Annotated in this window: 17 protein-coding genes; 7 read left to right on the top strand and 10 right to left on the bottom strand. The window is 70.7% G+C overall.

Annotated features, from left to right (window positions below; translation table 11 throughout):
- Positions 1-15: 15 nt before the first annotated feature.
- Genes HD596_RS34455 through HD596_RS34445 form a run of 3 tightly spaced genes read right to left on the bottom strand, consistent with a single transcriptional unit; the run spans position 16 to position 3,183 of the window.
- Positions 16-1,041, bottom strand: a complete 1,026-nt coding sequence (locus HD596_RS34455; RefSeq protein ID WP_246555038.1) for an ABC transporter permease — start codon at positions 1,039-1,041, stop codon at positions 16-18.
- Positions 1,028-2,014 carry an ABC transporter ATP-binding protein gene (locus HD596_RS34450; RefSeq protein WP_313045503.1) on the bottom strand — a complete coding sequence of 329 codons (987 nt, stop codon included), beginning with the start codon at positions 2,012-2,014 and terminating at the stop codon, positions 1,028-1,030. The genes HD596_RS34455 and HD596_RS34450 overlap by 14 nt, the downstream gene beginning before the upstream one ends.
- Positions 2,011-3,183 carry a LolA family protein gene (locus tag HD596_RS34445; RefSeq protein ID WP_185073484.1) on the bottom strand — a complete coding sequence of 391 codons (1,173 nt, stop codon included), beginning with the start codon at positions 3,181-3,183 and terminating at the stop codon, positions 2,011-2,013. Before HD596_RS34445 ends, HD596_RS34450 begins: the two co-directional genes overlap by 4 nt.
- A 127-nt stretch (positions 3,184-3,310) precedes the next feature.
- Here HD596_RS34445 and HD596_RS34440 point away from each other — a divergent pair, with 127 nt between their 5' ends.
- Together HD596_RS34440 and HD596_RS34435 are read left to right on the top strand one after the other, a co-directional pair.
- Positions 3,311-3,985: a response regulator transcription factor gene (locus tag HD596_RS34440; protein WP_185073479.1), complete on the top strand. Its 675-nt coding sequence runs from the start codon at positions 3,311-3,313 to the stop codon at positions 3,983-3,985.
- Complete coding sequence (locus HD596_RS34435) at positions 3,978-5,324, top strand: sensor histidine kinase (RefSeq protein ID WP_185073477.1); 1,347 nt, start codon at positions 3,978-3,980, stop codon at positions 5,322-5,324. The genes HD596_RS34440 and HD596_RS34435 overlap by 8 nt, the downstream gene beginning before the upstream one ends.
- A 75-nt stretch (positions 5,325-5,399) precedes the next feature.
- Here the strand turns inward: HD596_RS34435 and HD596_RS34430 are convergent, their stop codons facing one another.
- Positions 5,400-6,269, bottom strand: a complete 870-nt coding sequence (locus tag HD596_RS34430) for a LysR family transcriptional regulator (protein WP_185073475.1) — start codon at positions 6,267-6,269, stop codon at positions 5,400-5,402.
- 565 nt (positions 6,270-6,834) lie between these two features.
- Between HD596_RS34430 and HD596_RS34425 the strand changes: the two genes are divergently transcribed.
- Positions 6,835-7,848, top strand: a complete 1,014-nt coding sequence (locus HD596_RS34425; protein ID WP_246555036.1) for a neutral zinc metallopeptidase — start codon at positions 6,835-6,837, stop codon at positions 7,846-7,848.
- A 309-nt stretch (positions 7,849-8,157) separates the two neighbouring features.
- Positions 8,158-9,570, top strand: coding sequence for an LCP family protein (locus HD596_RS34420; RefSeq protein WP_246555034.1), 1,413 nt, complete (start codon positions 8,158-8,160; stop codon positions 9,568-9,570).
- 150 nt (positions 9,571-9,720) lie between these two features.
- Here the strand turns inward: HD596_RS34420 and HD596_RS34415 are convergent, their stop codons facing one another.
- The gene (locus tag HD596_RS34415; protein ID WP_185073471.1) at positions 9,721-11,757 is read right to left on the bottom strand and encodes a spermine/spermidine synthase domain-containing protein; all 2,037 of its coding nucleotides are present in this window, start codon (positions 11,755-11,757) and stop codon (positions 9,721-9,723) included.
- A gap of 184 nt (positions 11,758-11,941) precedes the next feature.
- Between HD596_RS34415 and HD596_RS34410 the strand changes: the two genes are divergently transcribed.
- Entirely contained in the window at positions 11,942-13,300 is a 1,359-nt protein-coding gene (locus tag HD596_RS34410) for a S8 family peptidase (RefSeq protein WP_185073470.1), read from the top strand.
- A gap of 9 nt (positions 13,301-13,309) precedes the next feature.
- Here HD596_RS34410 and HD596_RS34405 read toward each other — a convergent pair whose 3' ends face one another.
- On the bottom strand, positions 13,310-14,035 hold the full coding sequence (locus HD596_RS34405) for an ABC transporter permease (RefSeq protein WP_185073467.1): 726 nt from the start codon (positions 14,033-14,035) through the stop codon (positions 13,310-13,312).
- Positions 14,035-14,775 carry an ABC transporter ATP-binding protein gene (locus HD596_RS34400; protein WP_185073465.1) on the bottom strand — a complete coding sequence of 247 codons (741 nt, stop codon included), beginning with the start codon at positions 14,773-14,775 and terminating at the stop codon, positions 14,035-14,037. The genes HD596_RS34405 and HD596_RS34400 overlap by 1 nt, the downstream gene beginning before the upstream one ends.
- A 66-nt stretch (positions 14,776-14,841) precedes the next feature.
- On the opposite strand from HD596_RS34400, the gene HD596_RS34395 reads away from it, so the two are divergent.
- The gene (locus tag HD596_RS34395) at positions 14,842-15,507 is read left to right on the top strand and encodes a TetR/AcrR family transcriptional regulator (RefSeq protein WP_185073463.1); all 666 of its coding nucleotides are present in this window, start codon (positions 14,842-14,844) and stop codon (positions 15,505-15,507) included.
- Here HD596_RS34395 and HD596_RS34390 read toward each other — a convergent pair.
- Entirely contained in the window at positions 15,463-15,771 is a 309-nt protein-coding gene (locus HD596_RS34390) for a DUF4190 domain-containing protein (RefSeq protein ID WP_185073461.1), read from the bottom strand. The genes HD596_RS34395 and HD596_RS34390 overlap by 45 nt on opposite strands.
- Positions 15,772-15,891: 120 nt before the next feature.
- Here HD596_RS34390 and HD596_RS34385 point away from each other — a divergent pair, with 120 nt between their 5' ends.
- Complete coding sequence (locus HD596_RS34385; protein ID WP_185073459.1) at positions 15,892-16,683, top strand: ion transporter; 792 nt, start codon at positions 15,892-15,894, stop codon at positions 16,681-16,683.
- On the opposite strand, the gene HD596_RS34380 is transcribed toward HD596_RS34385, so the two are convergent.
- Positions 16,666-17,895 (bottom strand): low temperature requirement protein A, encoded by a 1,230-nt coding sequence (locus tag HD596_RS34380; protein ID WP_185073458.1) that lies wholly within the window; start codon positions 17,893-17,895, stop codon positions 16,666-16,668. The two genes, HD596_RS34385 and HD596_RS34380, sit on opposite strands and share 18 nt — an antisense overlap.
- A 2-nt stretch (positions 17,896-17,897) precedes the next feature.
- Positions 17,898-18,512 (bottom strand): 30S ribosomal protein S4, encoded by a 615-nt coding sequence (gene rpsD, locus HD596_RS34375; RefSeq protein ID WP_185078882.1) that lies wholly within the window; start codon positions 18,510-18,512, stop codon positions 17,898-17,900.
- Positions 18,513-18,574 lie beyond the last annotated feature (62 nt).

Genomic DNA, 18,574 nt, shown 5'->3' with positions numbered 1-18,574 from the left:
GGGGCGCTCGGGCTGTCAGGAGGTGATGTCCTTGCCGGAGAAGCGCGCCCAGGCGATCGAGCCGAACAGCACGATGTACGCCCCGAACGCCAGCAGCCCGTCCCGCAGGCTCCCGAAGTCGATCGGGCTGCGCAGCACGGCGTCGAAGTTCGTGAACTTGGACGGCAGCAGGTAGGGCGTGATCGAGCCCAGCTCGGGGATCGCCCGGAGCACCTGGCAGACGATGACCAGCACCATGGTGGCCGCGATGGCCCCGATGGACACCTCGGTGAACGTCGACAGCGCCAGCGCGACCGCGGCCAGGGCGGCCATCCCGGCGCCGACGTACCCGACGGCGATGAGGATGCGCAGCAGCCCGTCGGCCATCGAGATCGTGCTGCCGGACAGGAGCGTCACGTCCCCGGCCGGGAAGAGGATCAGGCCCGTCACCAGCGCCGTCAGGGCCACCACCGCGGTGACCGCGTACGCGAAGACGACCGCGTTGAGGTACTTGACCAGCAGCAGCCGGGTGCGCCCCGCCGGGGCGGCCAGCAGGTAGCGCAGGGTCCCCGCCCCGGCCTCGCCCGCGATCGAGTCGCCGGCCACGACGCTGACGGCGACCGGCATCAGCAGCAGCACCAGGAACGAGAACGACACGAACGTCAGCATCAGGCTGTTGCCCACGACGTCCTGGACGATCCCGCCCATCCCCTCCTCGGAGGCGACGAGCCGCAGCGCCACGCCGATGACGATCGGCACGACGCCGAGCACGGCCAGCATCGTCAGGTTGCGCGGCCTGCGGAACGTCAGGCCCAGCTCGGAGCCGAGCAGCCGCCAGAACGCCCACGCCCTTCCCGCCGCGGGGGCGGGACCCGGAGCGGACGGCTCCGGCGGGCGGCGTTCGGTGGTGCGCTCCGTGGTGCGCATGGACTCCGCGACGGGCACCAGCCCGGGCGTGCGGCGCTCCTCCTGGGTCTCGGCCGCCGAACCTGAGGCCCCCGTCGTCCCGACGGCGGACCCCAGGGTCCCCGCCGTCTCAGCCATCGACTCAGCCGTCGACATCGAAGCCCTCCCCTGTCAGTCCCACGAACACGTCCTCCAGGCTCGGCCGCACCACGGCCAGCCCGCGAACGGCCACGCCCTCCCCCACCAGCGCGGCGTTGACCCGCTCCGGCGCGTGGCCGCCGAGCTCCGCCGTGACCGCCCCGTCCGAGGTCAGCACGTCGGCGAGGCCGAGCGTGCCGAGCACCCGCGCGGCGTCCGCCGCGTCCGGCGTCTCCACCCGGATGCGCGTCACGAGCCCGCCGTTGAGCGAGGCGATCGTGCCCTGCGCCACGAGCCTGCCGGTACGCATGATCGCGGCGTGCGTGCACATCTGCTCCACCTCCGCCAGCAGGTGGGAGGAGACGAAGACCGTGGTGCCCTCGGCGGCGATCTCCTTGACCAGCGCGCGGACCTCGCGCGTGCCCTGCGGGTCGAGCCCGTTGGTGGGCTCGTCCAGGATGAGCAGCTCGCGCGGCCCCAGCAGGGCGGCGGCGATGGCCAGGCGCTGGCGCATGCCGAGCGAGTAGTTGCGGAAGCGCTTGCCTGCCGCGGCCGACAGGCCCACGCGGTCGAGCGCCTCGGCGATGCGCCGCTTCGCGCTCGCGCGGGGCGCGGTCGGGTCGGCGGAGTCGAAGCGCATCAGGTTGGCCACGCCCGACAGGTACGGGTAGAAGGCCGGCCCCTCGACCAGCGCCCCCACCTTGGGCAGGGCCTGGGCCTGGGGCAGGCCGAGCACGGAGTATCCACCCGACGTCGGCGCGACCAGGCCGAGCAGCATGCGGATCGTGGTGGTCTTGCCCGAGCCGTTCGGCCCCAGGAAGCCGAACACCGAGCCGCGCGGCACGGCCAGGTCGAGCGTGTCCACGGCGACCTGGCCGCCGCGGAAGCGCTTGGTCAGGCCCTCCGTGACGATCGCGAACTCCCCCGCGTCCATCCCCGGGGGCAGGGCCGCCCCGGAGGGCGCCCCTGCTTCCTGCGTGACGGCGGTCACTTGGTGCCCGCCGCCTTGGTGATCTCCTCCGGGGTGACCGCGCCGACCAGGAGGCGGCCGTCGTCGGTCAGCAGGGCGGTGACAAGCTTGGTCTTGATCAGCTTGCCGGAGCCCCACGTGCCGCTCACCGGGGTGGCGGACTTCAGCACGCTGTCGATCAGCGCGCTCGGGTCGGCGCCCGCGTCCCCGCCCGGGCCGTGGCTGGGACCCTGGGGGCCGTCCGACGGCGTCGCGGTCTTCAGGTCGGACAGCGAGAACGGCACGACCGCCACGCTCGTCCAGCCCTGCCCCACGACCTTCGCCCGCTCGGCGACGTCCTTGGCGTGCTCGGCGCGATCCGCCGCCACGTCCTGCTCCATGCCGGCCCCGAGGGTCTTCTCCTCCACCTTGGCGCCCGCGGGCGGGGTGAAGGTGAAGTTCTCGGCCGCCGGCGGCGTGAACGTCACCTGCGTGAACCCGACCTGGAACGCCGGCTCGGCCGAGCCCTTGGCGTACACCTGCACCTGCAGCGGGACGTAGGTCTCGCCGTCGAGCGCGATGCGGATCTCCTGGACGAGCGAGCCCGCGTCCTTGGGCGCCAGCACGAGCTGGTAGACCGGCCGGCCCGCCACCTGGGCGGTGTTGATCACGCGGACCGCCGTGTGCTGGTCGACGTTGGCCAGCAGGTGCTCGGCCACCTGCTGCGGCGTCACGTCGGTCGGCCGCGGCGTCGGCAGGGCGCGCTTGTCCTGCCCGGCCTCCGCCTTGATGGTCAGCTTGGTGGCCGTGTTGGTGGCGCTCTCCCAGTACCAGGCCGTGTCGCCGTTCACGATCAGGTTGGTCTCGTTCAGCTGGGTCGGCAGGGCCACCCGGACCTTGTCGGCGCCGCCGTACCAGACCTTCACCTCGTGCGAGCCGGACAACAGGCTCAACGGCGAGGCCTCGCCGGTCTGCGGCAGCGCCGGCAGGCCGAGCGAGGCCGTCTGCTGCACCGTGCCGGACATCGGCGCGATGCCGCCTTCCTTGCCGGTCGCCGCCGCCGCGTCGGCCAGCAGCTGCTGTGCCGACCGCTCCGGCAGCGTGGGCTCGCCGCTCACCGCGGCTATGACGGGGCCGGCGCCGATCGCGGCTCCGATCACGGCCGCGGCCGCGATCGGCACTCCCCACCTCACGAACGTGCCTCTGCGCATCTCACTCCTTAACGGTATGTCGATGTTCAGAGCCTGCGTGATGCATCCTGTGGCAGACCTGAGACTGTCTGAGACGGCTCTCAGCCTTCTCAGCGTTGTCTCAGGGCGGGAACAGGAGAATTGCCACATGAGAGTACTTGTCGTCGAGGACGAGCGGCGGATGGCCGCCGCGCTCCAGCGGGGGCTCCAGGCTGAGGGGTTCGCCGTGGACCTGGCCCACGACGGCGAGGAGGGCCTGCACGCGGCCAGGCAGGGAGACTACGACGTCGTGGTGCTCGACATCATGCTGCCCAGGCTCTCGGGCTACAACGTGTGCAAGCAGCTGCGCGCGGAGGAGAACTGGGTGCCGATCCTCATGCTGTCGGCCAAGGACGGCGAATACGACATGGCCGACGGGCTCGACCTGGGCGCCGACGACTACCTGACCAAGCCCTTCTCGTACGTGGTGCTCGTGGCCAGGCTCCGGGCGCTGCTGCGGCGCGACGCGGGGCGGCGCCCGTCGGTGCTGGTGGCCGGTGATCTGTCGCTCGACCCGGCCCGGCGCAGGGTCGAGCGGGACGGGAGCTCGATCGAGCTGACGCCGAGGGAGTTCGCGCTGCTGGAATACCTGATCCGGCGGCGGGACGAGGTCGTGTCGAAGGCGGAGATCCTGGAGCACGTCTGGGACACCTTCGACACCGACCCGAACGTGGTCGAGGTGTACGTCGGCTACCTGCGGCGCAAGATCGACGCCCCGTTCGGCAGGAACGCGCTCCAGACCGTGCGCGGCGCGGGCTACCGGCTGGCGGGCGACGGTGGCTGACTCCCCGCTCGTCTGGTGGCGGCGGCAGGGGCTGCGGTTCAGGCTCACGGTGGCGGCCGCCGCGGTGCTCGCGCTGGCGCTGGCCGTGTCGGCGTCGGTGCTGGTCAGCGTGCTCGAACGGGCGCTGATGGACACGGTGGACGAATCCACCAGGCAGACGGCGCAGGCCGTGCGCGTGGCGGCCGACGCCGGGACGCTGACCAGCCCGATCAGCACGCACGACGGCACGATCGTGCAGGTGGTGGATGCCGGCGGGCGCATCACGCACGTGACGTACGGCACCGACCGGCTGGTCCCGCTGCTGGACGCCCAGGCCCGGGACAAGGTGCTCAAGCGGGGGCAGGCCACGGTGCTGGACGGGCGGCCGTACGCGATCCCCGGGTTCCTTCGGGTGATCGTGCTCAGCGCGGACCACGGGCAGACCGTGATCGCGGCCCGGCCCATCAGCGAGATCCAGACCAGCCTGGTCACGGCCGGACGGGTGCTGCTGGTAGGCACGCCGGCGCTGATCGTGCTGCTCGCGGTGGCGAGCTGGCTCATGATCGGCCGCACGCTGCGCCCGATCGCGGCCCTGCGCAGGGGCGCGGCGGACATCACGCACACGGCCAGGTCGCGCCGGCTGCCGGTGCCGCAGTCGCGTGACGAGGTGTACTCGCTGGCCACCACGCTCAACGGCATGCTGGCCAGGCTGGAGGAGGCCGAGCAGCGCCAGCGGGCGCTGGTCTCCGACGCGGCGCACGAGCTGCGCAGCCCGCTGGCCAGCATCAGGCTGCAGCTCGAGGTCGCGCTGGGACATCCCGAGGGTCAGGACTGGCGGGAGACCGCCGAGGGCGTCCTGGAGGACACGATGCGGCTGTCCAGGCTGGCCGAGGACCTGCTGGCGCTGGCCAGGCTGGACGAGCGCGGCGGCGTGCCCGCCAGACAGGAACCCGTCGAGCTGGACGAGGTGGTCCGCCAGACCGTCGACAGGTACGCCGAGGCGCGCCTGACGGTGTGCGACCCGGTCGTGGTGCGCGGCGACGCCCTCGACCTGAGCCGGGTGCTGACGAACCTGATGGACAACGCGGTACGCCACACCTCTTCCAAGGTCGAGGTGGCCTTGACCGCGGACGGAGTGCTGACGGTGACCGACGACGGGCCCGGCATCCCCGAACAGGATCGCGAGCGCGTCTTCAACCGCTTCACCAGGCTGGACTCCGGGCGCAGCCGTGATGAGGGCGGCGCCGGGCTGGGGCTGGCGATCGTACGGGAGACCGTGCGTGCGCACGGCGGCACGGTCGTCCTGGAGGACGCCGCACCTGGGCTACGAGCCGTGGTGCGGTTGCCGGTTTCCCGGTAGGGCTACCGGGCTTTCCGGCGACCGAACCCGCCTCCACGGAGTGGAGGCCATGAGCATGGATCGTTCCTAATCGGGTCAGGCCGCTGTCCCCTTTTCTGCGGTGGCCAGGAAGTCCTGGGCGATGAGCGGCAGGCGGCGGCGGGCGTGCACGACGGCGATGACGCGCCGCACGGCGGGTTCGAGCGAGCGCACGATCAGGCCCGCGCGGCTGGCCTGTTCCGCCAGGCCGCGGTACCAGAGCAACGACGCCTGGCCCGCGCGTACCGCGTTGAGCCAGCCGTTGCGCTCGTCGGTTTCGAGCACGACCACAGGGCTCACCGAGTACTTGCCGAACATCGCGTCCAGCTCCCTGCGCCGCATGCTGCCGCGGGCCGGCAGCGCCAGGCGCATGCCGTGCAGCTTGCCCATGGGCACCGGGTTGGGCAGGTCGAGCCCGGGCGGGGAGATCAGGACGATCTCCTGGCGCTCGAGCGGATGGGTGATCAGGTCCGTGGGGACCGGGAGATCGGTGAGCCCGAGGTCGGCCCGCTGATCTCTGATGGCGCTGACGACGCTGTCTCTGCCGTCGCAGCGAACGATGTGCACGCGTACTCCCGGATGCTCGGCCGCGTAAGCCGGGAGCAGCCTCCCGGCCAGGCCGGGTTCGAGGCTGGGCGTGGACGCGATGCGGAGCTCCGCTTCCGTGACGCCGCTGTGGTTGGCCAGGCCCTCGATCTCGCGAACCGCGTCGAGTGCCTCCCTCGCCAGCTTGACCACGCGACGGCCCTGCGCGGTGACGACCACGCCACGGCCTGAACGAGCGAAGAGCGTCATGCCGAGCTCCCGCTCCAGATCGCGGATCGCGCGGGACAGCGCAGGCTGCGCGATGTAGAGCGATCTTGCCGCGTCGGTCATGGTGCGGTGCTCCGCAGTCGCGACCACATAGCGGAGCTGCTGGAGATTCATGCCAAAGAAGCTAGGGCAACGCCCGCCGCGCGGACCGGGAGATAACCGAGATCACCTCGAATGATTTCGGACCGTAACCGATCACTGCTACATCCGTGACGGGTGAGAAATGAGTATGCTTTTGCCCCAAATTTGACAAGGGTCCGGCAAGTCGCGGCGCAAAGCCATCGATTCCAGACAACCGGGTGAACGGGGAGACACGGTGACAGGGAACGGGCAATATCCACCCCCGCCCCAAGGGCCAGGGCAGCCACAGAGGCCACCGTCGCTGCCGTGGCCGCCGCCCAACTACCGCCAGCCGCAGCCGCCGAGCCGACAGCCGTACCCGACGCCACCGCCGCCGCCCCCTCCCCCGCCTCCGCAGGGGAACCCGTACCAGCACCCGCAGGGGCCGGCGTATCCGCAGCAGACCTATCCCCAGGGCGGCCCGCAGTACCCGCCACCGCCGCCACCCTACGGGCAGCAGCAGCAATACCGGCAACCGCCGCCTCCGCCACCCCCTCCCCCACCGCCACCGCCTCTGCCGCCGGCGCAGTGGGGGCCGCCGCAGCGCAGGAAGTCGGGCATGGGCGTCTTCGGCGTGATCGGCGGGGTGCTCGGGGGGATCGCCGCGCTGTTCGTGCTGATCGTCATCGCTTCGGCGCTGTTCAAGAGCGCGTCGAGGTCGGAGACGACGACACCGGTCGCGATCCCGACGTACGAGCCTTCGGAGCGCGCCACCAGCGACCCGTTCCCCACCCGCACGCGGCCGGCCCCGACGGAGTCCGACTCGCCCACGCGGCAGCCCACCCAGGAGGAGTCCCAGGAGCCGGAGACGACCCCGACGCAGCCTCCCAAGGTGACGCTGAACACGAGCCTGAAGAGCAACACCATGTACCGGGCGGGCTCGCTGCCCAGGCTGAGCTGCTCCGGCGGGAACGCCAACATCTTCAACCACAGCCAGCTCAAGGCGCTGATCCTGAAGACCGGCAAGTGCATGGACCGGGCATGGGGGCCGATCCTGGAGAAGCAGGGCATCCAGTTCAGCGCGCCCAACTACGCCATCGCCGCCAAGCGGGGCAGGGGCGCGTGCGGCGACTATCCGTCGGCCGGGAGCATGGTGCCGTACTACTGCCCGCGCAACAACACGATCTACGCCTCCACCTCGGCCATGGCCCGGGGCAACGGCAACGCCCGCGGGTACGGGCAGATCATCTCCTGGCACGGCGGCATCATCAGCATGATGGCCCACGAGTACGGCCACCACATCCAGAACATCACCGGCCTGATGGACTCCTGGTGGCGCGCCACCCTCGACTCCTCCAGCCAGAGCGGCAAGCTGGCGCTCAGCAGGCGGCTCGAGCTGCAGGCGACCTGCTTCGGCGGCATGTGGATGCGGTCGGTGGCGGCGTCGTACCCGGTCAACACGTCTTTGCGCAGCCGCCTGTTCTCGTTCTACGCCCAGGTGGGCGACTATCCGGGGTGGCCGCGCGACCACGGCACGCCCGCGAACAACAACCGGTGGTTCCGGCAGGGCTGGGAGCGGGACAAGACGTACCAGTGCAACACCTGGATGGCGCCGTCTTCGACCGTCTCCTAAAAAAAGTTACGACCTACCCAAAACCCGCAAAACGCGGCCCATCGTGCACGTAGTGTTCATCTCAGCTTGGGCGCATGTCTCTGATGTCCAGATATGGGGACTAGAATCCTGGCAATCTTGTGCCCAACGGGGGGCAACGACAGTTTTGCCTGGTAGGCGTGTAAGGAGCCGGGTGTGAGCAATCGCGATGGGGCGGAAACCGTGCCAGGGGGCAAGAAACGGCGACCTGTTCGCCGTCCGCGCCCTGGCTCCTCATCGCCTCGCTTCGCCAAGCCCCTGACGACGGCCTCCGTACTCGGGTGGACCGCCTTGTCCGCCATCGCGCCCGGCGCCGCACATCTGCGGGCCGGGCGCCGCCGTACCGGGCTGATCCTCCTCAGCGTGTACGCGGTGCTGCTCCTCGCGGCCCTGGCCTACGGACTGACCCGAAATCTGCAGAACCTCACCGCCTTCGCCGGCGACGGGATGATGGTCACCGTCGTCGTGGTGGCCTCGGTCCTCGCGCTGCTGTGGTTCGCGGTGCTGGTGACCTCGTACGTCGCGCTCGGGCCCAACCGCCTCAACCAGCAGGGCCAGGTGCTGACCGGCATCGTCGTCGGGGTGTTGTGCGTGGCGGTGATGTCGCCGTTCGCCCTGACCGCGAACTACGTGCTGACCGCGCGGGAAGCGATCAAGCAGATCTTCCCCTCGGTGTCCGACCCCGAAGCCCCCGCCCCGGTCAAGGAGGGCGAGGACCCGTGGGGCGGCAAGGACCGCGTGAACTTCCTGCTGATCGGCGGCGACGCGGCCGGCAACCGCACCGGCGTGCGCACCGACAGCATGAACGTGGCCAGCATCGACCTCAAGACGGGCAACACCGTCCTGTTCAGCCTGCCGCGCAACCTCCAGCACGTGCGCTTCCCGCCGACCTCGCCGCTGCACAAGCAGTTCCCGAACGGCTACATGGCCGAGCTCCCCAACGGGGGCCTGCTCAACGAGGTCTGGCAGTACGCCAACGACAACCCGCAGCTCATGGGCGGCAAGAACAAGGGCCCCCGGGCGCTGATGGACGCCATCGGCTACACGCTGAACCTCAAGATCGACTACTACATGCTGATGAACATGTACGGCTTCGCGGACCTCGTCGACGCCATCGGCGGCCTCAAGATCCGGGTCGAGCAGGACGTCAAGTGGGGCGGCCACTTCGGCACGGCGGGCACCATCAAGGCGGGCTACCGGAAGCTGACGGGCGAGCAGGCCCTCTGGTACGGCCGCTCCCGGGTCAACAGCGACGACTTCTCCCGCATGGCCCGCCAGCGCTGCGTCATCGGCGCCTTCGCCCAGCAGGCCACGCCCACCGTGATCCTCACCAACTTCACCAGGATCGCCGGCGCGGCCAAGCGGCTGGCCCAGACCAACATCCCGCAGCATCTGGTGCAGCCGCTGGTGGAGCTGGCCGTCAAGGTCAAGGACGCCCGGATCACGAGCATGCAGTTCGTGCCGCCGGAGTTCTGGCCGGGCTCTCCCGACTGGGCGAAGATCCGCGTGGCCTCCAGGAAGGCGATCGCCGACTCCAACCGGCCCGCCCGCCAGGCCCAGACGGCCAACGTGAGCGCGTCCCCGAGCATCACGTCCTCGGCCTCGCCGACCCGTACGCGCCCGGCGACGCCCACGCAGACGCCGACCCGGAACACCCAGAAGGGCGGCAGCGCCAAGTCGCTCGACGAGCTCTGCGGCCTGTAACCACCACCCCGCCGCCGCTCGCCCGCCGCTGAAGGCAGCCCCCGGCCATGGGCACGGCACCGATGCGCGCGGGCGCCGGGCGGCGAGGGCAAGTGGACATTGGCCGGGTCCGGAGGCCCGGGCGCCATGGCCGGGCCTCGGGGACGGCCGTCAGGCGGTGACCGACTTCCGGGGCAGCAGCACCATCGCCCCGATGTAGAGCACCGCCGCCACGATCAGCAGCCCCTTGTACCCGATCACCAGCGCCGCATACTCCAGGCACCCGCCCACCATGGCCCCCAGCAGGTTCGCCCCGAAGGAGGTGGTCGCGTCCGCCGTCTCGGCGAAGCGCTTGGCGAAGACGACGTTCGCGGCGAAGATCGGCAGGAACGCCACCACCACGGCCGCCACCGCACGCAGCGGCACCGGCAGGGACAGCAGCCACGCGTTCGGCACCAGCCAGGCCAGCAACAGCCCCGCGAGCAGCACGCCGTACATGACGGGCAGCGGCGGGGTGCGGAAGTGGCGGGTTACTTCGACGGCGGCGAGTACCGCGACCAGGACGCCGGCGAAGACGATCGCGTTGACCACCCACGTGGTGCCGAACAGCAGCGCGAACCCGGTCACGCTCTTCGTCTCCAGCAGCATGAACGCCACGCCCAGCAGGAACAGGTCCGCGTACGGCCGCATCCGCTCGTAGGGCCCGGCGACGACGCGGACGGCGAAGAGGCTGACGATGAGGATCAGGCCGAGCGTGATGATGTAGATCGGCGGGATCGTGGCGTCCTTGAGGTAGAGGAACGGCCGGTCGTCGTTGGCGGGCTGCGGGGTGCCGGGGGCGGCGCCGGGCCACTCGGACGCGCAGCGCTGCGCGTCGGCCGTCACGCCCGCCGTGATGACGGCCTGCTGGCCGGCGGTGCTGACGACGTCGACGCACGGCTTGTGGCCGAAGGCGCTCTGCATGGTGGAGGCGAGGCGGTCGACCAGCCAGCTCTCCCGGTAGTAGTTGTACATCGAGAAGGTGCCGCCCGGTTTGAGGTGGGCGCGGGCGGCCTTCATGGCCTCCTCGGTGAACAGGTAGCTCTCCAGGCGCAGCGAGCTCGCGCCGGAGACGAGGGTGAGCGAGTCGGGCAGGGCGAAGAGGATCAGGTCGTACTTGTCGCCCGTGCGCTCGAGGAAGGCGCGCCCGTCGGTGATGTGGGTGGTGACGCGCGGGTCGTCGTACGGCTTGTCGGGGTGAACGGACCCGCCCAGCTCGCGCAGCTTGGGGTCGATCTCCACGGCGTCCACCCGGCCCGCGCCCTTGGACAGCGCGATGGCCACGTCGGTGCCGCTGCCCGCGCCGACGATGAGCACGTCCTTGGGCGGCTTGCTGGTCCGCTCGTACGGCAGGCCGTACTGGGCCTCCCACTGCAGCCGGGCGGCGGCGGGCACGGCCTGCTGGTGCGGGATGCCGTTCACGGCGATGTCGGTGACGAGCACGCCGAGCTGGGTGAGCTGCCGCATGGTCACCTTGTAGTACGGCGACCAGATGGCCCCGGCGGTCAGCGTCTCCATCAGCAGCAGGCCCACCACGGCCAGCGAGGGCACGGTCACCAGGCCGAGGTAGAGCGAGCGCGGCCGGGGAATCAGCAGCAGCCCGTAGCAGATGGCCGCGATCAGCCCCCAGAACACCGGCGGCGCGCTCAGGAACGACAGCGCCGTGAACGCGGCGATCCCGCTGAGGCTGCCGATCAGGTCGTAGCGGTAGGCCTCCAGGCGCGGCAGCTCGGGGAAGCAGCGCCCGACGAGCTCGGCGGGGCCCATGAGCACCAGCGCGGCGGCGCAGAAGATCACCGGCAGGATCAGCCACGCGGGCGGGCCGCTGGTGGACAGGCTCGTCCAGTACAGGACGCCCTCGGTGTTCCGGTCGACGGTCACGGGGAACGTCAGGACGACGGCGACCAGGACGGCCAGCACGACGGGCGAGTAGTACGGCTGCCGCCGCGAGCGCCCCACGCGCAGGAAGCCGAGCCCGATGCCCAGGAACGAGCCCAGCAGCACGAAGTTGGTGAAATAGCTGAGGTGGACGATGTTGGACCCGGTCCACCGGATCAGCGCCAGCTCGAGGAACAGCATGAAGGCGCTGGCGAGGACGAGCCTCGGCCGCACCGCCAGCCAGTGAGCCTTCTCTCCGTCGTCGACCGGCTTCTGCGCCTGGAGCGTCATGATTCGACACCGTAGTGAACAGACCGGGAACACGGAAGCCTGACGCCCCGGAAGAAATGTCATCCGGTTCGCACTAAATACGGTGTTTGCGCAGGTCAAACCCTTGAAACGCGCTGGACGCGAGGGCAATGGATGGAGGAATCTTGGGGAGTTCATTCCCTCCCACGAGATTCGGTGGTGACACATGCGGGTCCTGATCCAGCTCCGCCCCTCCCCCGATCTGGTCGCGGCCGTCGCCGACCCGGATCAGAGCGCCACCACGGCCGACGTGGCCGACGGGCTGCCCGGGGTCGAGCTCGACACCGCGTACGTCCCCGTGGCGGTCGCGCGGCCCGTCCCGGTCGCCGGGGGCGACCCCCTCTCGCTCAACCAGCCGCTCGACTTCTCGCTGGCCGCCGAGGACGCCTCCGTGCTGGTGCGCGGCACGATCTCGGACGACGAGCTGGCCTCCAGGGTCACGCTGCTGCCCGCGCTGCGGCCCGACGTGGTCGGCGTCTACGCCGACCCGGTGATCGGGACCACGCGCACGTGCGGCGGCGATCCGCCGGTCGGCACCTGGCACGACGTGGAGCGGCTGCTGAACGTGCCGGGGCTGAGCGCCGAGGGCCTCGACGGCAGCGGGGTGGCGCTGGCCGTGCTCGACACCGGGATCAACGCGGCCCACGCCGCCCGGCAGCTCGGCAGGGGCGTCACGCTGGACGCCGAGCGGTCCTGGAGCCCGCAGGGCGTGCTGGGCAAGGCGGGCGAGTTCGAGGTCGATCACGGGACGATGTGCGCGTTCGACACGCTCATCGCCGCTCCCCAGGCGTCGCTGATCGACATCCCGGTCCTGCTGTCCACCCGGCCCGGCGGCTCGGCGCTGGACGGGCTGCTGTCGGACGCGGTGTCGGCGTTCGCGCACCTGCGCAACGTGCTCGCCGCCCAGCCCGCCGAGTCCAGGGCGCTGGTGGTGAGCAACTCCTGGGGCTCGTTCTCCCCCGAGTGGGACTTCCCCGTCGGACATCCGGGCAACTACTCCGACAACGCCGCCCACCCGTTCAACCTGATGGTGGCCGAGCTCGACCGGGCGGGCGCCGACGTGCTGTTCGCGGCGGGAAACTGCGGCACCCAGTGCCCCGACGGCCGGTGCGTCTACCCCAGCCGGCCCATCGTCGGCGCCAACTCCCATCCGAAGGCCCTGTCCGTCGGCGGCGTCGACATCAACGGGGAGCGGGTGGGCTACTCCTCGCAGGGCCCCGGGCGACTGACCGCCCGCAAGCCCGACTTCTGCGCCTACACCCACTTCTCGGGGTCGAAGGCGTTCGGCGACGGCGAGCCCGACTCGGGCACCTCCGCCGCGACGCCGGTGGCCGCCGGGCTCGTCGCCGCCGTCCGCACCCTGTGGCCGTCGACCCGGCTGTCGCCCACCCAGCTGCGGGCGCTGCTGCGGCGCACCGCCGAGGACCGCAGCGAGGTGGGCTTCGACTACGACTACGGCTACGGGAACGTCGACCCGGCGGGGATCATCGCCGCGCTGCGGCGGCGCGCCAGGAACGCGGCCTGAACGCCGCCCTCAGGCGTTCTCCCGGTTGAATACCCTGGTCCCGACCGTGAGGCTGACCGCGGCGAGCACCACGGTCACGGCCACCCCCAGGCCCACGGTGCCCGTCAGGTAGTGGCCCGCGAACAGGTCGCGCAGCGCCTCCAGCGTGTACCTGAACGGGCTGAGGTGCGAGATGGCGTCGAGCCAGCCCGGCGCCATCGACATCGGCAGGAACGAGCCGGACAGCAGGACCAGCGGGATCACCGCCGTGGACATCACGGGCGCGAACAGGTGCTCGTTCATCGTCAGCGCGATGGCGTACGACAGCGCGGCCAGGCTGCTCCCGAGCACGATCACCAGCACGAACCCGGCCGCCAGCCCCGGCGCGGGAGCCCGCAGTCCGAAGGCGAAGGCGACCGCGAGGAGCAGCAGCGTCTGGATCGTCAGGGTGAGCGCGTTGTTGAGCACGCGCCCGAGCAGCAGCGCCAGCCGGCTGGCCGGGGTGACGCGCATGCGCTCCAGCACGCCGGAGCGCTTGTCGAACACCACCCCGAACCCGGCGAGCCCCATGCTCATGAGCCCGAGCTGGATGATGAGGCCGGGGACGAGCGTCTCCCATGTGCCGAACGTGGTGAAGATGGGCCCGAACAGCACCAGGAAGAGCAGCGGCTGGATCGCGCCGAAGACCATGCCGACCTTCTGCTGGAGCGTGACGCGCACGCCGTGGCGGAACAGCACCCAGGTGTCACGCAGCATCAGACGCCCGCTTCCTCGCGCAGTGACCTTCCGGTGATGTCCAGGAACACCTCGTCGAGCGTGCGCCCGCCGGCCTTGAGCTCGGCCGGGGCGCCCTCGGCCACGATCCGGCCGTGATCGATGATCACTATCCGGTCGCAGAGCGCGTCGGCCTCGTCCAGGTAGTGGGTGGTGAGGAAGACCGTCATGCCCCGCTCGGCGCGCAGCGAGCGGATGTGGTCCCACAGGTTGGCCCGGCTCTGCGGGTCGAGACCCGTCGTGGGCTCGTCGAGGAAGAGCACGACCGGGTCGTGCAGCAGCGCGAACGCGATGTCGAAGCGGCGGCGCTGCCCGCCGGACAGCGCCGCGCCCGGCTTCGACTCCAGGCCGGTGAGGTCGAGCCGCTCCAGCGCCTCCCGCGCCTTGGCCTCCGCCTGCGCCCGGCTCAGGCCGTACAGCATGCCCTGGAGGGCGAGCTCGCCCAGCTGCGGCGAGGTCGGCGACGTCCCGCCGGTCTGGGAGACGTAGCCGAGCCGCCTGCGCACCTCCTTCGCGTCGCCGAGCAGGTCGTGGCCGGCCACCGTGGCGGTGCCGGACGTGGGGCGCAGCAGCGTGGTCAGCATGCGCATGGTCGTGGTCTTGCCGGCGCCGTTCGGACCGAGGAACCCGACGATCTCGCCGGGCCCGACCGATAGGTCGACGCCTTTGACGGCCTCTACGCCGCCGTCGAAGGTCTTGCTCAGACCTGAAGTACTGATCATTTCATCGCCTCCAAAATTAGGGTAACCACAATTTTGGTGTCACTGCAAACTTGGTACGATGAAGGCATGCAAGAGGGGCTGCGGGAGCGGAAGAAGCGCGAGACCAGGCAGCGCATCGCGGACATCGCGATGGGGCTGTTCATGGCCAAGGGGTTCGACAACGTGACCGTGGCCGAGGTGGCGCGGGCCGCCGACGTGTCGGTCAACACGGTGTTCAACTACTTCAGCACCAAGGAGGACCTGTTCGCCGACCGGCAGGAGGTGGCCGTCGACCTGGCCCCGCGGGTGCTGCGCGAGCGCGAGCCCGGCGAGAGCGTGGTGCGGGCCTTCCGCCGCGACTTCCTCGACGCGCTCGACACCCGCCACTGGCGCTACGGGCTCAACCCGGGCGTCGACGTGTTCGCCAGGATCGTCGACGAGGCGCCCTCGCTGGTCGCGAAGCTACGCGAGATCGGCGAGGAGCGGGAGCGCCTGCTGGCGCGGGCGCTGGCCGACGAGCTCGAGGCCGACCCCGACGACCTGACGCCGCGCCTGGTGGCCGCGCACCTCCTCAACACGACGCGGTTGCTCGGCGACTACTCGATCCGCCGGCTCCTCGCGGGCGAGGAGTGGGAGAGCATCGAGCCGGGCCTGCGGGCTCAGGCGGAGAGGGCCTTCGACCTGCTGGAGTCGGGCATCGGCGAGCTGCTAGCGGGAAAAGGCGCCGGTGACCAGCATGAGCCCGAACATTAGGACGACGAAGCCGAGGCCGATCATCATCAGGATCGAGCTGACGATGCCGCAGATGCGCCCGGCCTGCACCATGCCGCGGTTCTCGTAGTAGTAGCCGCTCTCGTCGATCTCGCGCAGCGCCCTGTTGCCCAGCGACCAGGCGAAGGGGCCGATGAACGAGCAGACCACCAGGCTCAGGATGCCCAGCACCAGGATCGTGGTGCCCTGGGGGTGGGTCTGGGGTGGTGGCCCGTAGGAGGAGGGACCGTAGTTGGGATAGGACATGGTCGCTCGGCGCCCTCACCATTCGTCGCTCAGGTGCGTTTTATACCACAGACACCGGCTTGATCATGTTGCGCCATCATGGTGGGGCACATGACCAAGCCCTCTTAGGAGCCTGCCCCCGTGCGTGAACGCACCGCCGCCTTCCTCGCCCGCGAAAGCTTCCAGCGGTTCATCGTCGGCGTCATCCTGCTCAACGCGGCCACGCTGGGTCTCGAGACCTTCCCCGCGGTGGTCGCGCGCTTCGGCCACCTGCTCACCGTGGTCGACCACATCGCGCTGTACGTCTTCGCCGTCGAGCTGATCGCCAAGATCTACGTCGAGCGCTCCAGGTTCCTGCGCGACCCGTGGAACGTCTTCGACGCCACGATCGTCGCCATCGCCTTCCTGCCCGCCACGGGCGGCCTGTCCGTGCTGCGCTCGCTGCGCATCCTGCGCGCCCTGCGGCTGCTGTCGGTCGTGCCGAGCCTGCGCCGCGTCGTCTCGGCGCTGCTGCGCGCGATGCCGGGGATGAGCTCGATCGTGGTGCTGCTCGGCCTGGTGCTCTACGTGGCCGCCGTCATGGCCACCAAGCTCTACGGGAGCACCTCCCCCGAGCGCTTCGGCAGCCTGCCGACCTCGCTGTTCACCCTCTACCAGACGATGACCGGCGACGACTGGGGCAACATCGCCAGGGAGGTGATGACCCGCCATCCGTCGGCCTGGGTCTTCTTCACCATCTTCATCCTGATCTGCACGTTCGTGATCCTGAACCTCTTCATGGCCGTGGTCGTCAGCGCCATGGACGAGGAGAACGCCGAGGAACGCGCCGAGGAGCGCGCGGTGCTGGAGGACACCAGCGAGCACACCCAGCGGATCCTCGACGAGCTGGCCGAGCTGCGCAAGGAGGTCGCCGAGCTACGCCGGGCGGACTGATCCCCGCTGGGCCGTGCCGCCGCCGGGCCGGTAGGCCACCCGCCACAGGGCGACGAGCAGCAGCAGCGCGACCACGGCCCAGCCCTCGACGAACCCGGACACCGCGCCCACCGCCAGCGGCGCGGCCACGGACGGCAGCGCCCATCCCCAGATCCACCGCCGCTCGGCGCCCCCCGCCATGCCGAGCACGGCGGAGGCGGCGAAGTAGACGGCCAGACCTGCGCCCAGCACCCAGCCGATGCCGTCGTGCGGGTGCGCGGCCGGGTCCGCGGCGACCGCGCCGAGCCCGGCCGCGGTCGCGGTGATGCCCGCGGTCATCGCGAAGTGCGCGGGCAGCGCCACGTACGCGCGCAGCCCCCGCTCGGCCGCGCCCGGCACCGCGCTCACGCCGTACTGCAGGGTCAGCCACCACAGCGACACGATCAGCCCGAACCCGGCCACCGCCGCCAGCCCGAGCTGCAGGTCCCACGAATGCCCGGAGGAGGCCATCACGACCTGCATGACGGCCTCGCCGAGCACGATGATCACGAACAGGCCGAGCCGCTCCCCGAGGTGCGCGGGGTCGAGCACGGCGGCCTTGACCCGCGCCGCCGGGCGCAGCGCCGGCCCGCCGCCCCTGCGCCGGTCGCGCTGCTCCAGCCGCTGCGCCTGCCGCAGGGCCTGCTGCTGCATCTCCTTGATCAGGCGCTCCGGCCTGCGGCTCTGGAGCACGGAGAAGATCAGGTCGAGTACGGCGCCCAGCCCCCACAGGAAGTAGCGCGCCGGGCCTTGGACGCCGATGGAGGCGAACCACGGGATCAGGCCCGCGCCGAGCTGGGCCGCCGGCCAGGCCGTCAGGATCGTGCCGGCGCGCTGCAGGGTCTGCGAGGCGCCGACCCGGCAGGTGATGTAGGCGGCGATGAACCAGCCGTCATGCGTGTCGCCGGTCGCCTCCAGCACGTGCGCCACGTCGGGCGCGGCCGCGGCCATCACCGCGATGCCGAACATGCCGATCAGCATGCCGCGGGTGCGGGTGCGCTCGGCCTCGGCGTTCGAGTAGAGCGTCAGCGTCGTCCACACGCTCCACACGGCGTAGTAGAGCACCGCGAACAGCGCGACGTTCTCCCACGTGGGGTGCTCCAGCCGGTGGGCCAGCTGCGCCACCGCCACGACGACCACCAGGTCGAAGAACAGCTCTAACCAACTCGCATGACGCTCTACCGGTTCGCTCACGGCTAACGAGAATAGAACTCCACGACGAGTTGCTCCTCCACGGGGACCACGATCTGTCCGCGTTCGGGGCGGTTCACCAGCGTGAACGTCAGATTGGCGGGATCCACGGAGAGGTAGGGCGCGGTGCGCTCGTCGGCGTACACGCCTTCGGCGGCGGCCACGAACGGCTGCATCCGGCGGGACCGCTCCCGCACCGTGACCACCTGCCCGGGCTTGACCAGGTAGCTGGGGATGTCGACCTTGCGGCCGTCCACGGCGATGTGGCCGTGGCTGATGTACTGCCGCGCCGCGTAGATGGACGGCGCCAGCCCGGCGCGCAGCACGAGCGAGGCCAAGCGGCTCTCCAGCAGCGTGACCAGCTCGGCGCCGGACGCGCCCGGCTTGCGAACGGCGAGGTCCCAGTAGCGGCGCAGCTGCCGCTCCGACACGTCGTAGTACCAGCGCAGCTTCTGCTTCTCCATCAGCCGCAGCCCGTAGTCGCCGCTGCTGCGGCGGTTGGTCTTGCGGCCGTGCTCGCCCGGCGGGTAGGGGCGCTGCTCGAAGTAGCGGACGGCTTTCCTGGTCAGCGGGACGCCCGCGCGACGCGACAGTCGCACCTTGGGGCCGGTGTAGCGCACGTTCACCTCAATGTGATTAGGTAACCCTTACTTAGGGAAGCCTAACCTATCATTGAAACGGA

Source organism: Nonomuraea jabiensis (assembly GCF_014204795.1).
GTDB lineage: Bacteria > Actinomycetota > Actinomycetes > Streptosporangiales > Streptosporangiaceae > Nonomuraea > Nonomuraea jabiensis.
The sequence above is the reverse complement of the archived record's forward strand: the minus strand, read 5'-3'. Positions and strand labels throughout refer to the sequence as shown.